This window comes from Rhodovulum euryhalinum (genome assembly GCF_004342445.1).
In the GTDB taxonomy this organism is placed as follows: domain Bacteria; phylum Pseudomonadota; class Alphaproteobacteria; order Rhodobacterales; family Rhodobacteraceae; genus Rhodovulum; species Rhodovulum euryhalinum.
Window position 1 is genome coordinate 333,412 of the sequence record NZ_SLWW01000002.1, and the last position, 22,173, is coordinate 355,584.

22 protein-coding genes are annotated in these 22,173 nt (G+C 66.5%); 18 read left to right on the forward strand and 4 right to left on the reverse strand.

The annotated features are described in order from the left end of the window. The first annotated feature begins 1 nt into the window (after nucleotide 1). Nucleotides 2-1,057 carry a 15-cis-phytoene synthase gene (gene crtB / locus EV655_RS03925; protein ID WP_132542037.1) on the forward strand — a complete coding sequence of 352 codons (1,056 nt, stop codon included), beginning with the start codon at nucleotides 2-4 and terminating at the stop codon, nucleotides 1,055-1,057. Between the two features lie 5 nt (nucleotides 1,058-1,062). Continuing rightward, a complete protein-coding gene (gene tspO, locus EV655_RS03930; protein ID WP_341540296.1) occupies nucleotides 1,063-1,548 on the forward strand; it encodes a tryptophan-rich sensory protein TspO in 486 nt (161 codons plus the stop codon). A 106-nt stretch (nucleotides 1,549-1,654) separates the two neighbouring features. Here tspO and crtC read toward each other — a convergent pair whose 3' ends face one another. Both crtC and crtD read right to left on the reverse strand, forming a co-directional pair. Further along, nucleotides 1,655-2,530 (reverse strand): carotenoid 1,2-hydratase, encoded by an 876-nt coding sequence (gene crtC, locus EV655_RS03935; protein WP_279389328.1) that lies wholly within the window; start codon nucleotides 2,528-2,530, stop codon nucleotides 1,655-1,657. Nucleotides 2,531-2,571: 41 nt separating this feature from the next. Beyond that, nucleotides 2,572-4,062, reverse strand: coding sequence for a 1-hydroxycarotenoid 3,4-desaturase CrtD (gene crtD / locus EV655_RS03940; RefSeq protein WP_132542041.1), 1,491 nt, complete (start codon nucleotides 4,060-4,062; stop codon nucleotides 2,572-2,574). 127 nt (nucleotides 4,063-4,189) lie between these two features. On the opposite strand from crtD, the gene EV655_RS03945 reads away from it, so the two are divergent. From EV655_RS03945 to dxs, 14 genes are all read left to right on the forward strand, one after another. After that, nucleotides 4,190-5,059 carry a polyprenyl synthetase family protein gene (locus EV655_RS03945; RefSeq protein ID WP_132542043.1) on the forward strand — a complete coding sequence of 290 codons (870 nt, stop codon included), beginning with the start codon at nucleotides 4,190-4,192 and terminating at the stop codon, nucleotides 5,057-5,059. Further along, the gene (locus tag EV655_RS03950) at nucleotides 5,056-6,204 is read left to right on the forward strand and encodes a methyltransferase (RefSeq protein ID WP_132542044.1); all 1,149 of its coding nucleotides are present in this window, start codon (nucleotides 5,056-5,058) and stop codon (nucleotides 6,202-6,204) included. The genes EV655_RS03945 and EV655_RS03950 overlap by 4 nt, the downstream gene beginning before the upstream one ends. A 127-nt stretch (nucleotides 6,205-6,331) precedes the next feature. Next, nucleotides 6,332-7,279, forward strand: a complete 948-nt coding sequence (gene bchC / locus EV655_RS03955) for a chlorophyll synthesis pathway protein BchC (protein WP_132542046.1) — start codon at nucleotides 6,332-6,334, stop codon at nucleotides 7,277-7,279. Beyond that, nucleotides 7,269-8,270, forward strand: a complete 1,002-nt coding sequence (locus EV655_RS03960; protein ID WP_132542048.1) for a chlorophyllide a reductase iron protein subunit X — start codon at nucleotides 7,269-7,271, stop codon at nucleotides 8,268-8,270. The genes bchC and EV655_RS03960 overlap by 11 nt, the downstream gene beginning before the upstream one ends. Beyond that, complete coding sequence (locus tag EV655_RS19000) at nucleotides 8,263-8,394, forward strand: hypothetical protein (RefSeq protein ID WP_279389326.1); 132 nt, start codon at nucleotides 8,263-8,265, stop codon at nucleotides 8,392-8,394. Before EV655_RS03960 ends, EV655_RS19000 begins: the two co-directional genes overlap by 8 nt. Continuing rightward, nucleotides 8,391-9,974, forward strand: a complete 1,584-nt coding sequence (gene bchY / locus EV655_RS03965) for a chlorophyllide a reductase subunit Y (protein ID WP_132542050.1) — start codon at nucleotides 8,391-8,393, stop codon at nucleotides 9,972-9,974. The genes EV655_RS19000 and bchY overlap by 4 nt, the downstream gene beginning before the upstream one ends. Then, the gene (gene bchZ, locus EV655_RS03970; RefSeq protein ID WP_132542052.1) at nucleotides 9,974-11,455 is read left to right on the forward strand and encodes a chlorophyllide a reductase subunit Z; all 1,482 of its coding nucleotides are present in this window, start codon (nucleotides 9,974-9,976) and stop codon (nucleotides 11,453-11,455) included. Before bchY ends, bchZ begins: the two co-directional genes overlap by 1 nt. After that, on the forward strand, nucleotides 11,452-11,673 hold the full coding sequence (gene pufQ, locus EV655_RS03975; protein WP_132542054.1) for a cytochrome PufQ: 222 nt from the start codon (nucleotides 11,452-11,454) through the stop codon (nucleotides 11,671-11,673). Before bchZ ends, pufQ begins: the two co-directional genes overlap by 4 nt. Nucleotides 11,674-11,798: 125 nt before the next feature. Further along, the gene (pufB, locus tag EV655_RS03980; RefSeq protein ID WP_081532750.1) at nucleotides 11,799-11,945 is read left to right on the forward strand and encodes a light-harvesting antenna LH1, beta subunit; all 147 of its coding nucleotides are present in this window, start codon (nucleotides 11,799-11,801) and stop codon (nucleotides 11,943-11,945) included. Between the two features lie 14 nt (nucleotides 11,946-11,959). Continuing rightward, entirely contained in the window at nucleotides 11,960-12,124 is a 165-nt protein-coding gene (pufA, locus tag EV655_RS03985; protein WP_132542057.1) for a light-harvesting antenna LH1, alpha subunit, read from the forward strand. Nucleotides 12,125-12,266: 142 nt separating this feature from the next. Further along, a complete protein-coding gene (gene pufL / locus EV655_RS03990) occupies nucleotides 12,267-13,127 on the forward strand; it encodes a photosynthetic reaction center subunit L (protein ID WP_132542059.1) in 861 nt (286 codons plus the stop codon). Between the two features lie 2 nt (nucleotides 13,128-13,129). After that, complete coding sequence (pufM, locus tag EV655_RS03995; protein ID WP_132542061.1) at nucleotides 13,130-14,098, forward strand: photosynthetic reaction center subunit M; 969 nt, start codon at nucleotides 13,130-13,132, stop codon at nucleotides 14,096-14,098. Between the two features lies 1 nt (nucleotide 14,099). Beyond that, nucleotides 14,100-15,194: a photosynthetic reaction center cytochrome PufC gene (gene pufC / locus EV655_RS04000; RefSeq protein ID WP_165905258.1), complete on the forward strand. Its 1,095-nt coding sequence runs from the start codon at nucleotides 14,100-14,102 to the stop codon at nucleotides 15,192-15,194. 184 nt (nucleotides 15,195-15,378) lie between these two features. Next, the gene (dxs, locus tag EV655_RS04005; protein WP_132542065.1) at nucleotides 15,379-17,298 is read left to right on the forward strand and encodes a 1-deoxy-D-xylulose-5-phosphate synthase; all 1,920 of its coding nucleotides are present in this window, start codon (nucleotides 15,379-15,381) and stop codon (nucleotides 17,296-17,298) included. Nucleotides 17,299-17,352: 54 nt separating this feature from the next. On the opposite strand, the gene EV655_RS04010 is transcribed toward dxs, so the two are convergent. Beyond that, nucleotides 17,353-18,675: an ABC1 kinase family protein gene (locus tag EV655_RS04010; protein ID WP_132542067.1), complete on the reverse strand. Its 1,323-nt coding sequence runs from the start codon at nucleotides 18,673-18,675 to the stop codon at nucleotides 17,353-17,355. A gap of 152 nt (nucleotides 18,676-18,827) precedes the next feature. Between EV655_RS04010 and EV655_RS04015 the strand changes: the two genes are divergently transcribed. Both EV655_RS04015 and EV655_RS04020 read left to right on the forward strand, forming a co-directional pair. Then, nucleotides 18,828-19,946 carry an AAA family ATPase gene (locus tag EV655_RS04015; RefSeq protein WP_132542069.1) on the forward strand — a complete coding sequence of 373 codons (1,119 nt, stop codon included), beginning with the start codon at nucleotides 18,828-18,830 and terminating at the stop codon, nucleotides 19,944-19,946. Beyond that, nucleotides 19,943-21,304, forward strand: a complete 1,362-nt coding sequence (locus tag EV655_RS04020; RefSeq protein ID WP_132542071.1) for a vWA domain-containing protein — start codon at nucleotides 19,943-19,945, stop codon at nucleotides 21,302-21,304. Before EV655_RS04015 ends, EV655_RS04020 begins: the two co-directional genes overlap by 4 nt. 12 nt (nucleotides 21,305-21,316) lie before the next feature. On the opposite strand, the gene EV655_RS04025 is transcribed toward EV655_RS04020, so the two are convergent. Further along, on the reverse strand, nucleotides 21,317-22,132 hold the full coding sequence (locus EV655_RS04025; protein WP_132542073.1) for an LOG family protein: 816 nt from the start codon (nucleotides 22,130-22,132) through the stop codon (nucleotides 21,317-21,319). Nucleotides 22,133-22,173 lie beyond the last annotated feature (41 nt).

Below are 22,173 nucleotides of genomic sequence, written 5' to 3' on the forward strand. Positions count from 1 at the left end.
GATGATCAACCCCGCGGATCTTGCGCATTGCGAAGCCTCGATCCGGACCGGGTCGTATTCCTTCCATGCCGCGTCCAAGCTCTTGCCGGACCGGGTCCGCGACCCCGCGCTGGCGCTCTATGCCTTTTGCCGGATGACCGACGATTCGGTGGATCTGACAAAGGACAAGAGCGCGGCGGTGCTTACCCTGGGCGAGCGGCTTGACCTGATCTATCGAGGCGCTCCCCGGAACGCCCCCGCCGACCGGGCCTTCGCGGCGGTGGTCGAGGAGTTCGAAATGCCGCGCACCCTGCCCGAGGCCCTGCTGGAAGGCATGGCCTGGGACGCGATGGGCCGGCGCTACAAGACCCTGTCCGATGTCTATGCCTATTCCGCGCGGGTGGCGGCGGCGGTCGGCGTGATGATGGCGGTGCTGATGCGGGCGCGCTGCCCGCACGCGCTGGCGCGGGCCTGCGATCTGGGCGTGGCGATGCAGCTGTCGAACATCAGCCGCGACGTGGGCGAGGACGCGCACGAGGGCCGGTTCTACCTGCCGACCGACTGGATGGACGAGGCGGGGATCGACCTCGACGCCTTTCTCGCCGATCCGCAGCCCACGCCCGAGATGCGGCGCATGGTCCGGCGGCTGCTGGCCGATGCGAACCGGCTCTATTTCCGGGCCGAACCGGGGCTGGTCGAACTGCCGTTTTCCTGCCGCCCCGGCATCTTCGCAGCGCGCCATATCTACGCCGCGATCGGGCGCGAGATCGCGCGCGCCGATTTCGACAGCATCACGCGCCGGGCCGTCACCACCAAAGGCCAGAAGATCGGCTGGCTGATCTGGTCCTCGATCCAGACGCTGATCGTCACGGCCATGCCGCGCTCGGCCGTTCTGTATGGCAAGCCCTTGCCGGAATGTGCCTATCTGGTCGAGGCCGCGGCCGAACGATTGCCGTCCGCCAACCCGTGGGGCGAGGGCCGCGCGGGCGAGGTTATCGCCGTTCTCGCGCAATTGAAGGCGCAAGAGCAGGCAAGGCGCCTTGCCGCATTGGCCGAGGGACAACGCCGCGCTATCTAGGAAGCATGCTGATGGATTGGCCGCTCTTCGCGATCTTCGTCGTCACCGCCTTTGCAGCGGGGTCCACCGGGGCGTTCTTCTCGCCTGGCACATGGTATGAACGGCTGTCCAAGCCGGTCTGGACGCCGCCCAACTGGCTGTTCCCGATGGCCTGGTTCGTGTTGTACCTCTCGATGGCCTACGCCGCGATGCGCATCGCGATCTCGGGCCACCCCGAGATGAGCCATGCGCTGGCGATCTGGGGATTGCAGATCGTGTTCAACACGCTCTGGTCGCCGGTGTTCTTCGGGTTGCACCGGTTGTTCCCGGCGCTGATCGTGCTGTTCGGCATGTGGGCCTCGGTGCTGGCGATGGTCATTGCCTTCTGGCGCGTGGATCCTGTTGCAGGGGCATTGGTCGCCCCCTATCTCGTCTGGACCAGCTACGCCTTTGCGCTGAACTTCTCGATCTGGCGCCGCAATCCCGGCGCGGCGCAGATGGCCGGGGCGTAGTCCGCCGCGGTCCTTCTTCTTGGTCCAAATACTCTGGGGGTCTGGGGGCAAAGCCCCCAGCCGGTCGCCTTGCGCAAGCAAGGCGAAATCCGGTCATCCCCGGCTCTCAGTCCCCGAACCGCCACCCCGCCCGCCGCGGCACCCGCACCGCCAGCATCGGCTTCAGCAGCGGACTGGCAAAGCGGTCGAGGTCCAGTGCCTCGTGAACGCCCACCATTTCCTCGCCGAAGACCTGGGTCCGGACCGCCGAACGGCAATAGAACGGCGCGTCCAGCATGTCGGCCACCTGCAGGGGCGTGTAGCCCGGATCGGCCCGGGTCTCGCGCCGGACCAGCCATTTCGACCGGGCGAAGCGCGTGCGCGGCGGCGCGTCGATCACCTCGGCCGAGCCATCCGCCCCGAAATGCAGCCCCACCGCCAGTTCCGAGCCGTCCCGCACAGTGGCGTCGTAGAAGCAATAGGCGCCGTTGTCGGCGGTCGGGAATCGCCCCCAGGTCCAGTAGCTGAAATCGTCCTCCAGCGCGTGGATGCCGAAATTCGCGTCGAAATAGCCATGCCCCGTCCATTGCCAGCCGGGCTGGTTCAGGTCGACCTCGATCTCGGACGAGGGCGCGAAGGGCCGCCAGACATGGCTGCCGTCCTGTTTCAGCGGCAACTCGACCGAGGTGATCGCCGACGGGGTGACCGTCACGCGCCCCTTCAGCCGGTGCATCCGGGGCCAGGCCACCTCGTCGATGTCGATCAGCAACTGGCGGCCCGTCCAGGTGAGTTTCGATGGCCCGACCTCGAACGTGTTGCGCGACTGGCGCAGGGCGGCCTGGCCGCGGTCGGTCATCGTCCAGCGGCCGCCCCGCCCATAGGTCGCGACGTTGATGCAGCAATGATCCTCGGGGTTCCGGCGCCCCGACCAGCGATACCAGGGCGAGAACACCGATCCGATGAACGAGATGATGGAAATCTGCTGTTCGCCGTCGCGGCTGATGCCGTCGACATACCACCAGGCATAGCCGTCCGGCGGCACCTCTAGGTCGAAGCAAGGTCCGTCAAGATCGCCGCGGCCGCGTGCCGTCCGGAGAGGGTTGCCATGGGGATGCCCGCCCCCGGATGCGCCCCGCCCCCCGCCAGGTAGAGCCCCGCCACCTTCGTCCGTGCCGTGGGCTTCTTCAACGAGGCTGTCAGGCCGTGCGGGCTCCGCCCGTAGAGGGAACCTTCCGAGGCCGGGAACAGCTTCGCGAACTGCCGCGGCGTCGTCAGCCATTCGGTCCCCGGTGTCGGGTCGAAGGTCAGCCCGAACCGGGCCAGCGTCTCGAAGGTGCGCGTCCGGCACGTCTCTTTCTCCTCGTCTGTCGGATCGGCCCCGTCCGCTTGGGGCGGGCCGTTCATGATGATCTCGAACCGTTCCAGCCCCTGCGGCGAGGTGCCGGTGCCCCGGTCCTGCGCGCAGATATAGAGCGTGCCGTCGTCCGGCATACGGCCAGCTTCGATCGGATCGAATTCGGTATGCGGATCGGTGCAGAAAAAGACGTTGTGATGGACAAGCTCCGGCCCCGTCGGGACGGCGGCATAGGACCAGACATAGGCCGACAGGCTGCGCGGATGGGTGGCCGCGCGCGGCAGGGTGTCGCGCAGACCCTCGCCGAGCAGCCCCGCCCCCAGCGCGGCCGGATCGCCGTTGAAGACGACGATATCGGCGGGCAGGCGGGTGCCATCCTCCAGGTGCACGGCGACGACTCGGCCGGCACGCGTCTCGATCCGTGCGGCCCCGGCGCCGAAGGTAAAGGCGGCGCCCTGCGTGCGGGCCAGCCGTTCCAGCCCGTGGGCCAGCCGTTTCATGCCGCCCTCGACCCGCCAGACGCCCTGTGCCTCGGCGTGCCAGATCAGCCCCAGGATCGCGGGCGACCGGAACGGCGAGCCGCCGACATAGGTGGCATAGCGCCCGAAGAGCTGGGCCAGCCGCGGGTCGGAGAACTGCGCGCCGAGCGTTTGCGCCAGCGTCCGGTGCGGCGCCATGTCGAGGATCAGCCTGGGATGGGTCAGCACATGGGCGGTCAGCGCGCCTTGCGAGGGCGTGCCCGCCAGCATCATCGGCCCCTCGAACGCCTGATAGAGCCGCTTTGCCCGGGCGCAGAAGGCGCGGAATTCGCGTTCCGCCTGCACCCCGCCGAAGGTGCCCACCGCCGCCGCGCTGGCTGCCTCGTCGGCGAAGAGATCCAGCGTTCCGCCGTCCGGCCACCAGTGGCGCGCCAGAACCTCTTCGCGATGCAGCGTCACATAGTCGGACAGCCGCGCGCCGGTGCTGTCGAAAAGCTCCTCGAAGACGGGGCGCAGGGTCATCACCGTGGGCCCGGCATCGACCGGCCCGGCGTCGGTCGCCATCGTGCGCATCTTGCCGCCCGGCCCGGGCGCGCGGTCCACGACATGCACCTTCAGCCCCGCATGGGCCAGCCGGATCGCCGCCGAAAGCCCCCCCATCCCGGCGCCGATGACGACGATTTCCTCAGCCCTTGCGGCCATCTTGATCCACCTCAAGGAATGTTGACTCGGGACCATAGAGTGTCCATCCTGATTTACAATCGTGAATGTCTCGCCTGCCTGACACATCCGGGTATGTGCAGCGGACAGACCAGAACGGGGAGCCACCATGGACCTTTCGGGCCGCATCGAATCCGCCATCAGCCGTGCGATTGCAGAGGGACAGGCCGGCGCGGCGCCGCCGAAACTGGCCGCGGCGCTGGATTACGCGGTGACACCGGGCGGTGCGCGCATTCGCCCCACCATCTGCCTGAACGTCGCGATGGCCTGCGGCGACGACAAACCCGATCTGGCCGACGCCGCCGCGACGGCGGTCGAGCTGATCCACTGCGCCAGCCTCGTCCATGACGACATGCCGTGCTTCGACAATGCCGACATACGGCGCGGCAAGCCCGCGTTGCACAAGGCCTATGGCGAACCGCTGGCGCTGTTGGCCGGCGACAGCCTGATCGTCGCGGGCTTCGAGGTGCTGGCCCGCGCGGCCCATCACGACTGCCAGCGCGCGATCGAACTGATCCGCATCCTGGGCCAGCGCACCGGCATGCCCTACGGCATCTGCGCCGGCCAGGGCTGGGAGAGCGAGGACAAGATCGACCTGTCCGCCTATCACCGCGCCAAGACCGGCGCGCTTTTCATCGCCGCGACCTCGATGGGCGCCGTTGCGGCGGGCCACGAGGCCGAGCCGTGGGAGGAACTGGGCGACCGCATCGGCGAGGCGTTCCAGGTGGCCGACGACCTCAAGGACGCGCTGCTGGATGCCGAGACGATGGGCAAGCCTGCCGGACAGGATGCGGCCAATGGCCGGCCGAGCGCGGTGGCCGAACTGGGCGTCGATGGCGCGGTGCAACGCTTCAAGGATATCCTGTCGGGCGCCATCGCCTCGATCCCGTCCTGCCCGGGCGAGGCGCGGCTGGCGCAGATGGTCCGCATGATGGCCGAACGGCTGATCCCCGAACCTGCGAGCCAGGTCGCCGAATGACCGACGCCATTCCTGATACCGCCCCCGCGCGTGCCCCGCGCGGGTTCAGTTGGCGCCGCTGGCGCAATCGCAAGATCGCCTCGCCCGCCTTCCAGAGCTGGGCCAGCCGCTTTCCGCTGACCCGGGGCCATGCCAGGCGCGAAGGCGAGCGGCTGTTCGACCTCGTGGCGGGCTTTGTCCACAGCCAGGTTCTGTGGGCCGTTGTCGAGCTCGACCTCCTGACGGCCACCCGGGACGCGCCGCAGAGCCTGACGACGCTCGCCAATCGCGCCCGCATCCCCGAGGATCGGATGGAGGCACTGATGCAGGCGGCCACGGCGCTCGGCCTGTTCGAGCGGATGGGAGGTGGCTACCAGCTTTCGGGCCTGGGGGCGGCGCTGATGGGCGTGCCAGGGCTCATCGGCATGATCCGCCACCACGATGTGTTCTACCGCGACATGGAGGACCCGATCGCGGTTCTCCGGGGCGAAAAACAGACCGAGCTTGCCCGGTTCTGGCCCTATGTCTTTGGTGCGGGTGCGGCCGAGAACCCCGATGTGGCGCAGCGCTACTCGCAACTCATGGCCGACAGCCAGGCGCTGGTGGCCGAAGAAACGCTGCGGACAGTTTCGCTCGACGGGATCACGCATCTGCTGGACGTGGGCGGGGGCACGGGCGCGTTTCTTGCCGCCGTCGGCCGGGCCAATCCGTCGCTCAGGATGACGCTATTCGACCTGCCCGCCGTCGTGCCCGCAGCCGAGGCGCGGTTCCGCGAGGCGGGCCTGTCCGGCCGGGTGCATGTCGTCGGCGGAAGCTTCCGCGACGACCCGCTGCCCGAGGGGGGTGACGCGATCTCGCTGATCCGGGTCTGCTACGACCACTCGGACGAAACGGTTCGGGCGCTGATGGCGAAGATTTTCGCCGCCTTGCCGCCGGGTGGAAAACTGCTCGTGTCCGAGCCGATGTCGGGCGGAGACCGCCCCCATCGGCCGGGCGACGCCTATTTCGCATTTTATTGCATGGCCATGCAGACCGGCAAGGCGCGGTCCCAGGCGCGCATCGCCGAAATGATGAAAGAGGCGGGATTCCAAGGCATTGAGACCCCGCGATCCCGCCGCCCCTTCGTCACGTCGGTGGTGACGGGCTGTAAACCCGGGGCGACATAATTGCCCCGGCAGGCTGTCTAAAAAAGTTGACACTTGGGGCTGTCTAATTAAACTGACAAGACAAGAGCCGATCACCAATGAGTGAGTCCCGAGTCTCTCGGGAATGCGGACGTGAAGGGAAGTGTCCATGGAAACCACCGCCGTCATCCTTCGGGGTCCCAGGGAGCTTGGGCTTGGCAGGCTGGCGCTGACGGAACCGGGCAGCCGCGACCTTGTGGTCGAGATTTCCCATTCCGGCATCTCCACGGGCACCGAAAAGCTTTTCTACACTGGCGAAATGCCGCCCTTTCCCGGGATGGGCTATCCGCTGGTGCCGGGCTACGAGGCTGCGGGCGAGGTGATCGAGGCCGGGTCCGACACGAACTTCAAGGTGGGTGAGCGGGTCTTCGTGCCCGGCGCCAACTGCTATGACGGGGCGTTCGGCCTGTTCGGCGGCTCGGCCCGCCGGCTGGTGACCGACGCGTCCCGCGTGACCCGGATCGACCCGGGACTCGGCGCCGAGGGTGCGTTGCTGGCGCTGGCCGCGACCGCGCGTCACGCGCTGGCGGGTGTCGACAAGAAGATGCCGGAACTGATCGTCGGCCACGGCGTGCTGGGCCGCCTGCTGGCCCGGCTGACCATCGCCGCGGGCGCCCCCGCCCCCACCGTGTGGGAGATCAACCCCGCGCGCGCCGATGGCGCCGAGGGCTACGAGGTGCTGCATCCCGACAATGATCCGCGCCGCGACTACCGCACGATCTACGACGCCTCGGGTGTCGGCAGCCTGCTCGACAGCCTCATCACCCGGATCGCCAAGGGCGGCGAGGTGGTGCTGGCCGGGTTCTATACCCAACCTCTGTCCTTCGCCTTCCCGCCCGCCTTCATGAAGGAGGCCCGCCTGCGCATCGCTGCGGAATGGGAGCGCGACGACCTGATTGCAACGCGCCAGCTTGTGGAAGCCGGGGCGTTGTCGCTGGGGGGCCTGATTACCCACAGCGTGCCCGCGGAAAAGGCCGCAGAAGCCTATGAAACCGCATTCAACGATCCTGCCTGTCTGAAAATGATCCTGAACTGGGGAGCCGTTCATGACGCTTGACGTCCCGAATATCAAAGACATGGACCAGCGCCTTCGCGACGAAGCGAACGAGCCGCTGGATGAGATTCCTGTCACCGAGCCGACCAAGAAGACGCAGATCATCGCGATCTACGGCAAGGGCGGCATCGGCAAGTCCTTCACGCTGGCCAACCTGTCCAACATGATGGCCGAGCAGGGCAAGCGCGTCCTGCTGATCGGCTGCGATCCGAAATCGGACACGACCAGCCTTCTGTTCGGCGGCAAGGCCTGCCCGACGATCATCGAGACCTCGACGAAGAAGAAGCTCGCCGGCGAAGAGGTCCAGATCGGAGATGTCTGCTTCAAGCGCAACGGCGTCTTCGCAATGGAGCTTGGTGGACCCGAGGTCGGCCGCGGTTGCGGCGGGCGCGGTATTATCCACGGCTTCGAGCTGCTGGAAAAGCTGGGCTTCCACGACTGGGATTTCGACTACGTGCTGCTCGACTTCCTGGGCGACGTGGTCTGCGGCGGCTTCGGTCTGCCGATCGCGCGGGACATGGCGCAAAAGGTGATCCTGGTCGGTTCGAACGACCTGCAATCGCTGTATGTCGCCAACAACGTCTGCTCGGCGGTGGAATATTTCCGCAAGCTCGGTGGCAATGTCGGCGTTGCCGGGCTGGTCATCAACAAGGATGACGGCACCGGCGAGGCGCAGGCCTTTGCCAAGGCGGTCAACATCCCCGTACTGGCCGCGATCCCGCAGGACGAGGAACTCCGCCGGAAATCGGCCAACTACCAGATCGTCGGCACCAATGCCGGGCCTTGGGGTGCGTTGTTCGGTGCGTTGGCCGAGGCGGTCGCCGAGGCCCCGCCGATCCGGCCCGCGCCCCTGGACCAGGATGGCCTGCTGGGCCTCTTCAGCCCCGAGGAGACCGGCGCCGGGTTCGAACTGATGCCCGCGACCGATGCCGACATGCGCGGCAAGTTCGCCAAGCCCAGGAAATCGCTCGAAGTGGTCTACGACAATGTTTGATCTCGACGAGATGGCCCGCTGGGACGAGGTGCTTGAGGCGCTCGCCCACCACGAGGAAACCGACAAGCTCCGCGAGGGCGCCGACCGCGAACCGGCCGCCGCGCGCGAACTGGAGGACGCATGACCGAAGAGGTCACATACGACACGGCCCACACCGCCGAGGTGATCGAGGGCGCGCCGCGGGAGGCCGGAAACCCTTCCTGCGGCGGCGCTGATCCGGCGCTGGGCGATGGCATGGGCTGCCATGCCGGAGCGGCCGAGATGGACAAGGCGGCCCGCATGGCGGGCAAGTCCGACATTCTCGACCAGTATGCCAAGGACTATCCGCAAGGCCCGCACGACAAGCCGCAAAGCATGTGCCCGGCCTTCGGTTCGTTGCGCGTCGGCCTTCGGATGCGCCGGGTTGCGACCGTGCTGTCCGGTTCGGCCTGCTGCGTCTACGGCCTGACCTTCGTCAGCCATTTCTACGGCGCCCGCCGGTCGGTGGGGTACGTGCCGTTCAGCTCGGAAACGCTGGTTACCGGCAAGCTGTTCGAGGACATCCGCGACGCGGTGCACGAACTGGCCGATCCCGACCGCTATGACGCGATCGTGGTAACGAACCTGTGCGTGCCCACCGCTTCGGGTGTGCCGCTGCGGCTGTTGCCGGACGAGATCAACGGTGTGCGGATCGTCGGTATCGACGTGCCGGGATTCGGTATCCCGACCCATGCCGAGGCCAAGGATGTGCTGGCCGGGGCGATGCTGAACTACGCCCGCAAGGAAATCATGGCCGGCCCCGTGGCCGCGCCCGAGGGCGGGGTTTCGGATCGTCCGACCGTGACGCTTCTGGGCGAGATGTTCCCTGCCGATCCCATCGTCATCGGCCAGATGCTCGACCCGCTGGGCCTGGCCTGCGGGCCGGTGGTGCCCTGCCGTGAATGGCGCGAGCTTTATGCCGCGCTTGATTGCGGCGCGGTCGCGGCGATCCATCCGTTCTATACTGCCGCCATGCGTGAATTCGACGCGGCTGGCCGTCCGATCGTCGGCTCGGCCCCGGTGGGACATGATGGCACAGCCGCGTGGCTGGCCAATATCGGCGACGCCTTCGGCTTGCCCGCCGACAAGGTCGCCAAGGCGCAGAATACCTTCCTGCCCGCCATCAAGGGCGCGCTGGCCGGGGCCCCCGTCAACGGCACCATCACGCTGTCGGGCTATGAGGGCTCCGAACTTCTGGTGGCGCGCCTGCTGATCGAATCAGGCGCGAATATTCCTTATGTTGGAACGGCTTGCCCCAAAACGAAGCAATCCGAGGCCGACCGCGACTGGCTGGAATCCAAGGGCGTCAAGGTTGTCTTCAGGGCTTCGCTCGAGGACGACAAGGCGGCCGTCGACGCGATCAGGCCCGATCTCGCGATCGGCACGACCCCCGTGGTTCAGCACGCCAAGGAACTGGGCCTCCCCGCCCTCTACTTCACCAACCTGATTTCCGCCCGGCCGCTGATGGGTCCGGCCGGTGCCGGGTCTCTTGCGCAAGTGGTAAATGCAGCCATTGCGAACAAGGGACGCATGGCGTCGATGCGCGAATTCTTCGAAGGTGTCGGAGAGGGAGACACCGCTGGCGTCTGGGAGGGTGATCCGAATCTCCATCCGGAGTTCCGGGCAGCCCACCAGAAGAAGCTGGACAAGAAACGTCGCGCCGAGAAGGCCGAGGAGATGATCTGATGTTGGTCCTGGATCACGACCGGGCAGGGGGGTACTGGGGGGCGGTTTATGCCTTCTGTGCCGTCAAGGGCCTGCAAGTCGTCATCGACGGGCCCGTCGGATGCGAGAACCTGCCCGTCACCTCGGTGCTGCACTACACCGACGCGCTGCCCCCGCACGAGTTGCCCATCGTCGTCACCGGCCTGGGTGAAGAGGAACTGGGCCGCGACGGCACCGAGGGCGCGATGAAGCGCGCCTGGGGTGCGCTCGACCCGGCGCTGCCGGCTGTCGTCGTGACCGGCTCGATCGCCGAGATGATCGGCGGCGGGGTCACGCCGCAGGGCACCAACATCCAGCGCTTCCTGCCGCGGACCATCGACGAGGACCAGTGGGAAGCCGCTGACCGGGCAATGACCTGGATCTTCTCGGAATTCGGGATGACCAAGGGCCGGATGCCCCCCGAGAAACCGCGCGAAGAAGGCGCGAAGCCGAGGGTCAACATCCTCGGCCCCATGTACGGCGTGTTCAACATGCCTTCGGACCTCGCCGAGATCCGTCGCCTGGTCGAAGGCATCGGCGCCGAGGTCAACATGGTGATGCCGCTGGGCGCCCATCTGGCCGAGATGCGCAACCTGGTGAACGCAGACGTGAACATCGTGATGTATCGCGAGTTCGGCCGCGGCCTCGCCGAGGTTCTGGGCAAGCCGTATCTTCAGGCCCCCATCGGTATCGACTCGACGACGAAGTTCCTGCGCACCCTGGGCGAGATGCTGGGCCTCGACCCGGAGCCGTTCATCGCGCGCGAAAAGCACTCGACGATCAAGCCGGTCTGGGATCTGTGGCGGTCGGTCACGCAGGACTTCTTTGCCACGGCGACCTTTGCCATCGTCGCGAACGAGACCTATGCCCGGGGTATCCGGAACTTCATGGAATCGGATCTCGGCCTGCCCTGTGCCTTTGCAGTAGCTCGCAAGGCTGGCAGCAAGACCGACAACGAACAGGTCCGTGCGCTGATGGCGCAAAAGCGGCCGCTCGTCGTGATGGGCTCGATCAACGAGAAGATGTACCTGGCCGAGCTGGGTGCCGGGCACGGCCCGAAGCCGGCCTTCATCCCCGCCGGTTTCCCGGGTGCGGCGATCCGGCGCGCGACGGGCACGCCCTTCATGGGCTATGCAGGTTCAACCTACCTGGTTCAGGAGGTGTGCAACGCGCTTTTCGATGCACTCTTCCACATCCTGCCGCTTGGGACCGAGATGGACTCGGCCGCGGCAACACCCACCCGGCTTCGCCGCGATTTCCCCTGGGACGAGGACGCTCAGGCACTTCTCGACCGTATCGTGGCCGAACACCCGGTTCTAACCCGCATTTCCGCTGCGAAATCCCTGCGCGACGCCGCCGAAAAGGCCGCGCTTGAACAAGGGGCCGAGCGGGTGGTGCGGGAAACCGTCGAGGCGCTGGCGCCCGCCGGTTTCGAACGCCTTGTCAGAGGAGAAAGCAAATGACCGACCAGACTTCCGACGTCCACGTGGCGCGCGCGCACCGGCCGCCGAAAGCGGAGTTCACGGTCTATTTCGCGATCATCTTCCTTGCTGCGCTTCCCCTGGCGGTGATCGCCTGGGTGCTGACGCTGGTGCGGCAGGGAGACATGAACACCAAGGGGCCGATTGCCCGCGCCTGGAGCCAGGCGCGGATCATCACGCCCATGATCTTTTCTGCCTGAGCGATCAGGCAGTTCACCGAGTTCGCCCATCCCCCGGTTGGGCGAATTACCGGTAGCGCAAATGCGCTGCCGGAACCCGGCCGCCGGGGTGCGCGGCATCAGTCTGACGATCCGGAGGAAAGTTTATGGCTGAATCTGACCTGTCGTTCTCGGGTCTGACCGATGAGCAGGCGCAGGAAGTGCATGCTGTCTACATGAGCGGGCTTTGGCTGTTCTCGGCCGTCGCTGTTCTGGCTCACCTGGCAGTGTACATCTGGCGTCCGTGGCTCTGAGAAGGATCTAAGAGATGGCTAAATTCTACAAAGTCTGGATGATCTTTGACCCCCGTCGCGTGCTCGTCGCGCAGGGCGTCTTCCTCTTCCTGCTGGCGGTGATGATTCACCTCTTCGTTCTCAGCAACCCGTACTTCAACTGGCTGAACGTCGCCGCCGAGAAGGCCGCTGGCGCGTAAGCGACACGGCCTTCCGGTGGACTGCACTGGAAGTGACATCAGCGCGGCGGGCGGAAGCCCCGATCTTCCGCCCGCCGCGACCTCGAAGAACAAGGACGGCTGAGGCCCGGACGGACACGGCCGCCATTTGCGGAGACAGACGATGGCACTGCTCAGTTTTGAGAGAAAGTATCGCGTCCGTGGAGGGACGCTCATCGGTGGCGATCTGTTCGACTTTTGGGTGGGGCCTTTCTACGTGGGCTTCTTCGGAGTGACGACGATCTTCTTCGCCACCCTCGGAACGCTGCTGATCTTCTACAGCGCGTCCCTGCAAGGGACCTTCAACCCGTTCACGATCCATGTCGCGCCCCCCGACATCAGCCATGGTCTCGGCTTCGCGCCGCTGGCTGAAGGCGGTCTCTGGCAGTTCATCACCGTATGCGCGATCGGCGCATTCGTCAGTTGGGCGCTGAGGGAGGTCGAAATCTGTCGCAAACTCGGCATGGGCTACCACGTGCCGATCGCGTTCAGTGTCGCGATCCTCGCCTACGTGACGCTGGTTGTGTTCCGCCCGCTGCTGCTGGGCGCCTGGGGGCACGCCTTCCCCTACGGCATCTTCAGTCACCTCGACTGGGTGTCCAACACCGGCTATGCCTATCTGCACTTCCACTACAACCCGTTCCACATGCTCGGCGTGTCGCTGTTCTTTGCGACCTGTCTCGCGCTGGCGCTGCATGGCGGCCTGATCCTGTCGGCCTGTAACCCCGAAAAGGGCGAAGAGGCCAAGACGCCGGATCACGAGGACACGTTCTTCCGTGACCTCATCGGCTATTCGATCGGGACACTCGGGATTCACCGTCTCGGCTGGCTCCTGGCGATGAACGCCGTGTTCTTTTCCGCCGTCTGCATCATCATCTCCGGTCCGCTCTGGACCGAGGGCTGGCCCGAGTGGTGGACCTGGTGGAGCAACATGCCGATCTGGCCCGATATCGAGGCTGCCGGCGCTGGCCAAGGAGTGATGTAACCATGGCTGAATATCAGAACATCTTCACCCAGGTCCAGGTTGCCGGCTCCGGTGACTGGGGCATGGACAACGAGAACAACATGATGGAGGAGCGGGTCGCCGGTATCGGCAACTTCCCGATCCTCGGCTGGTTCGGCAATGCGCAGCTCGGCCCGATCTATCTGGGCTATGCGGGCGTGATCTCGATCTTTGCCGGCTTCACGGCGTTCTTCATCATCGGCCTGAACATGCTGTCCCAGGTCGACTGGTCTGTCATCCAGTTCCTGCGCCAGGGTTTCTGGCTGGCGCTGGAACCTCCCAGCCCCGAATACGGGCTGCAAATCCCGCCGCTGCATGATGGCGGCTGGTACATGATCGCCAGCTTCTTCCTGCTGGTCTCGGTCTGGGCGTGGTGGGCACGCACCTACATGCTTGCTGTCGAGCACAAGATGGGCAAGCACATCGCCTGGGCTTTCCTGGCTGCGATCTGGCTCTTCATGGTGCTGGGTTTCTTCCGCCCGATCCTGATGGGCAGCTGGTCGGAAATGGTGCCCTACGGCATCTTCCCGCACCTCGACTGGACCACGGCCTTCTCGATCCGGTACGGCAACCTCTACTACAACCCGTTCCACGCGCTCTCGATCGCGTTCCTCTACGGGTCCGCCCTGCTGTTCGCGATGCATGGCGGCACCATCCTCGCCGTGACCCGCTTTGGCGGCGACCGCGAGCTGGAGCAGATCTACGACCGGGGCACCGCGGCCGAGCGTGCGGCGCTGTTCTGGCGCTGGACCATGGGCTTCAACGCCACCATGGAGGGTATCCACCGCTGGGCCTGGTGGTTTGCGGTTCTCACCCCGATCACGGGCGGGATCGGCATCCTGCTGAGCGGTACGGTTGTCGACAACTGGTTCATCTGGGCCCAGGAGCACAACTTCGCGCCCGAGTACATGGAGCCCTATGGCTACGAAGCCTATACCGGGCAAGGAGGCTGACATGCTGAGACTCCCCAAATGGTTCTTCAAGTGGAGTGAGGACAACCCGACCGACATCATCGGGCCTGGTATCCTCGCGGGGACGGTTGGCACGGCAGCTGCGATCGCTGCGATCGTTGTGGCCTACGACAACCCCTACCGGACGACAGACTATCAGACCGGGCCGCGTGGCATCGGCATGGCCGTCTCGAAGTTCGTGAAGGACAATCCGCAATACGACGCCTACGAGGAAAGCTATGTCGCCTTCACCCGCCCCGAGGCGGTCGAGGGCGAGCCGACGGCGGCCGAAGCCTATGGCGAGACCGTCGTGGCGTTCGGCGACATGCCGCAAAGCGCCTTTGACAAGCTGCAGGAGGCGATGAGCGCCTGGGTGGGCACGCCCGTGGTTCTCTATGACAATGGCGAGGTCGACGCGACCACGCTGGCGATCACCGAGAACTGCGTCGAGGCCACCAGGTATCTCAACACCGACTGGGATACCCACAACCTGGCCTCTGAGGGTCGGGGTGTGAACTGCTACACCTGCCACCGCGGCCAGCCGACACCTCCGGGATCGTGGCTCAAGGCGGGCGTGGTCAACTCGGCGGCCGAAGGCTGGGCGGCGATCCAGAACCGGCTTCTGGCGTATGATCACGCCGGGACGACCGCCTTCGTCGACAAGTACACCCAGAGCGAGTTTACCTCGCTGCCGGTGGACGCGGTCGAGAAGTTCCTGCTGGACGGCAACTCGATCAAGGTCCACGACCTTGAAAGCCGCGTCGACCAGCAGCCGGGCGATCCCACCTGGCAGGATGCCGAGCGCACCTTCACGCTGATGAACCATCAGTCGAACGCGCTGGATGTGGGTTGCGTCTACTGCCATAACACCCGGGCGTTCTACGACGCGACCCAGGTGACCCCGCAGTGGTCGATCACGACGCTGGCGCAGCAGATGTCGATCGACATCAACCAGACCTACTACGAGCCCCGCTCGGAGGTTCTGGGTCGCGAGTCGGCCAAGGTGAACTGCATGACCTGCCACATGGAAGTGGTGAGCCCGCTGAACGGCCGCGACATGGTCGCCGAATGGCCCGAGCTGGCATCGCCGATCGAGTGACATGAGATCGGGGCGGGCGGCGCCGGATGCGCCGCCCGCCCGAATGGGATCGGGTCCCTCGCGGGGCCCGGTATTCGGGGCCTCCACACCCCGGTTCCCTTCCTGTCAGACACAGGACACTGGCGCCGTGTGGAGACGTGTCCACACGGCGCTTTTTTATAGAGAAACGCGCGGGAGAAGACCGATGACCAAGCCTCCGACCCCGATGCTGGACCGCGTCGCCGGCCCGGCTGACCTCAAGGGCATGAGCCAGGCAGACCTGATCCATCTGGCGCGCGACGTCCGACAGGAAGTGATCTCGGTCGTGGCGCAGACCGGCGGCCATCTTGGCTCTTCGCTCGGCGTGGTCGAGCTTACGGTCGCCCTGCACGCGGTCTTCAACACCCCTTTTGACAAGCTGGTCTGGGATGTCAGCCACCAGTGCTATCCGCACAAGATCCTTACGGGTCGCCGGGACCGGATGCTGACGCTGCGCCAGGGCGGCGGGCTTGCCGGGTTCTGCAAGCGGTCCGAAAGCGACTACGACGCCTTCGGGGCGGGCCATTCCTCGACATCGATCTCGGCGGCGCTGGGCTTTGCCATGGGCCGCGAGATGGGCCAGCCGACGGGCGACGCGATCGCCGTGATCGGCGACGGGTCGATTTCGGCAGGCATGGCCTACGAGGCCCTGAACCATGCGGGCCATCTGAAAAGCCGGCTTTTCGTGATCCTGAACGACAACGAGATGTCCATCGCCCCCCCGGTGGGTGCGATGTCGAAATATCTCTCGGGACTTTATGCCGACACGCCCCTGGGCAAGCTCAAGGACATGGCCGAGGATTTCGAGGCGGTCCTGCCCGGACCGATCCGCGAGGGTGCGCGGCGTGCCCGGCAACTGGTCACGGGCTTCCCCGGCGGCGGCACGCTGTTCGAGGAACTGGGCTTCGACTATATCGGCCCGATCGACGGGCACGACATGGGCCAGCTTCTGACCGTGCTGCGCGCGGCGCGTGCCCGTGCCTCGGGGCCGACGCTCATCCATGTCTGCACCGTCAAGGGCAAGGGCTACAAGCCGGCCGAGACCTCGGCGGACCGCGGCCATGGCGTGGCGAAATTCGACGTGGCCTCGGGGGCGCAGGCGAAAAGCCAGCCCAATGCGCCGAGCTATACCTCGGTCTTCGGCAAGACCCTCACGGCCGAGGCGGCGCGCGATCCCAGGATCGTGGCGATCACCGCGGCGATGCCGTCGGGCACCGGGCTCGACATCCTGCAGGGCCGGTTCCCGCAGCGCGTCTTTGACGTCGGCATCGCCGAACAGCATGCGGTAACCTTTGCGGGCGGCATGGCGGCGGCGGGGCTGCGGCCGTTCTGCGCGATCTACTCGACCTTCCTGCAGCGCGGCTATGACCAGATCGTGCATGACGTGGTGCTGCAAAAGCTGCCGGTGCGGTTCTGTATCGACCGGGCGGGGCTTGTCGGCGCCGACGGATCGACCCATGCCGGGGCCTTTGACGTTGCCTTCCTGTCGAACCTGCCGGGCATGGTCGTTATGGCCGCGGGTGATGAGGCGGAATTGGTCAACATGATCGCGACATCGGCGGCTTATGATGAAGGGCCGATCGCCTTCCGCTATCCCCGTGGCGAGGGTGTGGGCGTCGAGATGCCCGAGCGTGGCCGGATCCTCGAGATCGGCAAGGGCCGGATCGTCAAGGAGGGGACCAAGCTTGCCCTGCTGTCGCTGGGCGCGCCGCTGGCCGACTGCCTGAAGGCCGCCGAGGAACTGGAGGCGCGCGGCATCTCGGTTACGGTCGCTGATGCGCGGTTCGCGAAACCCTTCGACACCGACCTCGTGGCGCGTCTGGTGAACGAACACGAGGCGCTGGTAACGGTCGAGCATGGCGCCGAGGGTGGGTTCGGCGCGATGGTGCTGCACTGGCTGGCGCGGACCGGGCGTCTGGATCGCGGCCTTGCGATCCGCACGATGACCCTGCCCGACAAGTTCATCGAACAAGCCAGCCCCGACGCGATGTATGCCGAGGCCGGCCTGACCGCGCGGGACATCGCCAATACCGGGCTCGAGGCGCTGGGCATTGCCGCGGCGCGGTTCGGTGCGGCCACGGCCTGATCGAAACGGGACAACCAGCGAAAGGCCCCGTTCCGGACGGGGCCTTTCCGCGTCTCAGAGATACCGCTCGATGATCGCGCGCAGGTCCACCCGTGCCTTGAGACGGCTGGCCAGCAGGTAGAAGCCGCCGAACTTGCGCTGCATGAACAGCGTGTCCATCGGCGGGATGTGCCAGAAGTCGCGGTCGGCCCCCAGTTCCATCCCCGCATCGCGCATCCGCATCGCCAGGTCGTTGTCGGCAAAGTCGAACGCGCCGGGCCGCCGGATCGGCTCCATCGACATTTCGAACATGTCGAGCATCGTCGTCTGGTGATGGGCCGCCGTGTCCTCGGCGAAGAAGCCGATATCGAGGATCGCGCGGCGCACGGCGTCCCGGTCGCCCGACAGCCCCGCCCGCATCAGCGCCTTGAATTGCGCGGCCATCTCGGGGGCAAAGTCCCGCGATGCGCCGAAATCCAGAAGGACGACTCGCCCCGTCTCGGGCTGGTAGCGGTAATTGGCAAAGTTCGGGTCGGTCTGCATCAGCCGGAACTCGAACAACTCGCGGAACAACAGGCCGATCAGCAGGCCCATCACGCGGTCGCGTTCGGCCTGCGGCGCGTCGACCAGTGTCTCGATCGGCACGCCCTCGACATAGGTCATCGCCAGCACGTCGCGCGTGGTCAGGTCGTCCTGCAACTGCGGCACCACGAAATCCGGCGCATCGGCCAGCAATTCGCCAAAACGGCGCATGTAGCGGCCTTCGCGTTCGTAATCAGCCTCTTCGTGCAACTGGCGCTTGGCCTCGTCCAGCATCGGCGCGATGTCGAGTTCCCTGGGCATGACGCCCGAGAACCGCATCAGGGCTGCGACGTTGTTCACGTCGCTGTCGATCGACCGGCGCACGCCCGGGTATTGCACCTTGATCGCCAGGTCGCGGCCGTCCTTCGTCTGCGCCCGGTGCACCTGCCCGATCGAGGCGGCGGCGATGGGGCGGACCTGGAACTTGTCGAACCGCTTCAGCCAGTCCGCGCCCCAGGCCTCGGTCAGCACCTTCTTCAACTGCCCGCCGGGCATGTAATGCGCGTCGGCCCGAAGGCGGGCCATGATCTCGGCCAGCTCGGGCGGCAGCATGTCGCCCGCATCCATCGAGATGAGTTGGCCGACCTTCATCGCCGCCCCCCGCATATGGGCCAACTGGTCGGCCACCTTGCGCGCATTGGCGGGTGTCAGGAGCAGATCCGATGCCTTTGGCCGCTTGCCCTGCGCCACCTGACGAACGCCGTGCAGCGCCATGTTGCCCGCGATGTTCGACGTGAGCGCCCCGAAGCGGGCAAGGCGGTTCAGCCGCCCGCTGGGAACGGCAAGGGCACGGGAATCGGATTTGGGGTCGGGCATCGGATAATCCTTCGGGGGGTTCAAGCGGGACCATAGCGGTCCCGGTCGGTCCGTGCTGTGACATAGGCACAAAACCCTGCCGTGCAATCGGGGCGTGATCCCGGCGCCCGGCGCCCTAGATTGACGGACGCACAGGCAAGACGGGTAGGGTCATGAGTGTCAATGCAATGATCGTGTCGGCCGGCGAGGCGCTGGACGTGCTGCGCGCCGGATGGGAGGCGCAGAGGGCCGGGCACATGCTTGCGTCCTACATGATGCACGGGCGGCCGGGGGTCGGGAAGACGCAGGTGGTCGAACAACTGGCCGCCGAGATCGGCGCGCGGCTCTTCGATCTGCGCCTGACGACGATCGAACCGCAGGATCTGCGCGGGCTGCCCTATTACGACCACGAGGCGCAGAAGACCAAGTGGTATCGCCCCGAGGATCTGCCCGACGATGTCGACCACCCCTCGATCCTGTTTCTCGACGAACTGACCGCTGCCTCTCCGATGCTGCAACCCACGGTCTATGGTCTTCTGCAGGAACGCCGGGTGGGCCGGCACAAGCTGCCCGAAAACGTCTTCATCGTGGCCGCGGGCAACACGGTCGAGGACGGCGCGATTGCCTATCAGATGAACACCGCCCTGTCGGACCGGCTGATCCACCTGCATGTGCAGGCCGCCGCCGCCGACTGGCTGGACAATTACGCGGTGCCGCGCGGGCTGCACCCCACCGTGGTCGCCTTCATCAAGACAAGGCCCGACCTGCTGGACACGACAGAACGCACCGTGGCCGAGGGCCAGCTGATCGCCACCACGCCCCGCAGTTGGGAGCGTGTCAGCCAAATTCTCAAGGCCGTGCCGGACAGGCGGATTCGCAACGTCCTGGTCGCGGGCACGGTGGGTGAGGCGGTGGCTGCCGAATTCGCCATGATCGCCGACGACATCTCGGCCACGGTGCAGGTGCAGGACATGTTGGAGGCCGACCGCAAGGCGCGGATCAGTCTCTATCCCGCCTCGATGCACGGGCTGAACGCGCTGATCTACGGGCTGATCGGCATTCTCGAGTCGCGCAACGTGAATGGCGTGATCGACATCATGGCCGATATTCGCCACCTCGGCCGCCTGCGCGAGGAAGAGGCGTTCAAGCGGATGCCGCTGTCCGAGCTTTGCACCTACGGGTTCGAGGGGCTGATCCGCAAGGGGCTGGATCTGGGGCTGGGCGAACGCTTCCTCGGCCATGATGCCTATCGCGCCTATGCGGCCGAGCGCAAGGAAGCGGGGCTCGCGTGACGCCCTTGCGCCACTCGGCCCGGGCGCGGCGGGCGCTGACCAAGCTGGCCGAGCAGGACCCGGCCTTTGCCGCCCTTGCGCTGTGGTGCACCCATGTCGACAGCGACCAGCGCGAGGGCCCGGCCTGGACGGACGGCCGCGCGATCCATTACGGGCCCGCATTCGAGGCGCTGGATCTGCCCGAGCAGATCGGTCTTGCCGCCCACCACATCCTGCACATCGCCTTTCGCCACGCGCCGCGGTCACACGCGATGTATGTCCGCTTTGGCGATCGCTATGACGCGGATCTGTTCAACCTCGCGACCGATGCCATCGTGAACGAGACGCTGATGCTGACAGGCTTCATCCTGCCGCGGCCCGTGGTGCGCCTGACGGGGCTGTTGAAGGCTACGCTGCGCGAGGACATGGCGGGCGAGGATGCGGTCACGAAATACGATGCCGAGCGGCTCTACATCGCGCTGATGCAGGACGGCGCGCCGCCGCAAAGCACCCGGCCGGGCGACAAGGGCGCAGCCAGCGGCGGCAGCGGGACCAACGGCGGCGAGGGCGGCTCGGGCGGAGACCGGCCCAGGCCCGGCGGCGCGCGGGCCGAGGCGGCGCGGGCCTATGCCGCGGAACGTGCCTTTGCTCCCGATCTGGACACCGACCGCGACGACAAGGACGACGGCGCGGGCCGCGAAGAGGATGCGGAATGGCGCCAGCGCGTTGCCCGCGCGATGGACGCGGGGCGCATCGCGGGCCACGGGCTCGGGATGCTGGGCCATCGGCTGGCCGATCTGCCCGAGGTTCACACGCCGTGGGAGGTGGTCCTGCGCGGGCTGGTCAGCCGCGCCGTGATGGTCAACCCCCGCCCTCTCGGCACCCGCCCCGCCCGCCGCTGGCTGGCGCGCGATGCAGATGCGCGCCAGCGGGGCGGGCCGGATCCGGCCTTTGAACCGGGCATGCTGCGCGACCGGGACATCCCGCGGATCGCGGTGGGGATCGACAGTTCGGGGTCTGTCGATGGAACGCTGCTGGTGAAATTCGCGGCCGAGCTTGCAGCCATCGCCAAGCGCACCGGGGCCGAGACCCATGTCCTTGTCTTCGACACCGCGGTGCGCAGCCGCACGGTGATGGGCGGTGCCGCGTGGGACAAGCGGATCACCGACATCCTGTTCACCCGCGACGGTGGCACGTCCTTCATACAGGTGATGGAAGAGGCCCTTGCGCTCGATCCGTCGGCGGTGGTGATCCTGACCGATCTTGAGGGTCCGTTCGGCCCAACCCCGCCGCGCCGCCTGCCGGTGGTCTGGGCCGTGCCCGGCGATCCGCCCGCCGCGGGTGCGCCGTTCGGCCGTGTCCTGAGTCTGGCGCGCTAGCCCGCCTGGCGCCTATCGCCGGGGCGTCCACTCCTCGATCACCTTCACCGCCTCTTCGGCGGTCTCGACATAGGTGAACAGGTCCAGATCCCGGCGCGCGATGGTGCCCGCCTCGGCCAGTGCGTCCCAGTTCACGACCTTCTCCCAGAAGTCGCGCCCGAACAGCAGGAAGGGCACCGGATCCATCCGTTCGGTCTGGATCAGGGTCAGCGCCTCGAACATCTCGTCCAGCGTGCCGAACCCACCCGGAAAGATCGCGATGGCGGCCGCGCGCAGCAGGAAGTGCATCTTGCGGATGCCGAAATAGTGGAAGTTGAAGCACAGGTCCGGCGTGACATACTCGTTCGGGGCCTGTTCGTGCGGCAGCACTATGTTCAGCCCGATCGACACGCCGCCGGCCTCGGCCGCGCCGCGGTTGCCCGCCTCCATGATGCCGGGGCCGCCGCCGGTGACGATCACGTGATGCTTGCCGTTCTGCTGGCTCTTCTCGGTCATCATCCGCGCGAACTTGCGGGCCTCGTCGTAATAGCGGGTAAAGTCGGCCAGCGTTTCGGTCCTGGCCTCGGCGCGGCGCGCGGGCTCGGGGATGCGGGCCGAGCCGAACAGCACGATGGTGCTTTCGATGCCGTACTCCTTCATCAACAGTTCCGGCTTCATCAACTCCAGCTGCAGCCGCACGGGGCGCAATTCGTCGCGCCACAGGAACTCGGGATCGGCGAAGGCCAGCCGGTAGGCCGGGGCGCGTGTCTGGGGGGTGTCGGGCACCTCGCGGACGGTCTCGACGTCCTTCTGGGCATCGCGGAAGGGGCGGCGTATCTCTTCGGTCATCGGTCTCTCGTTCGGCTGGATTGCGCCGGGCAGGTCTAGCG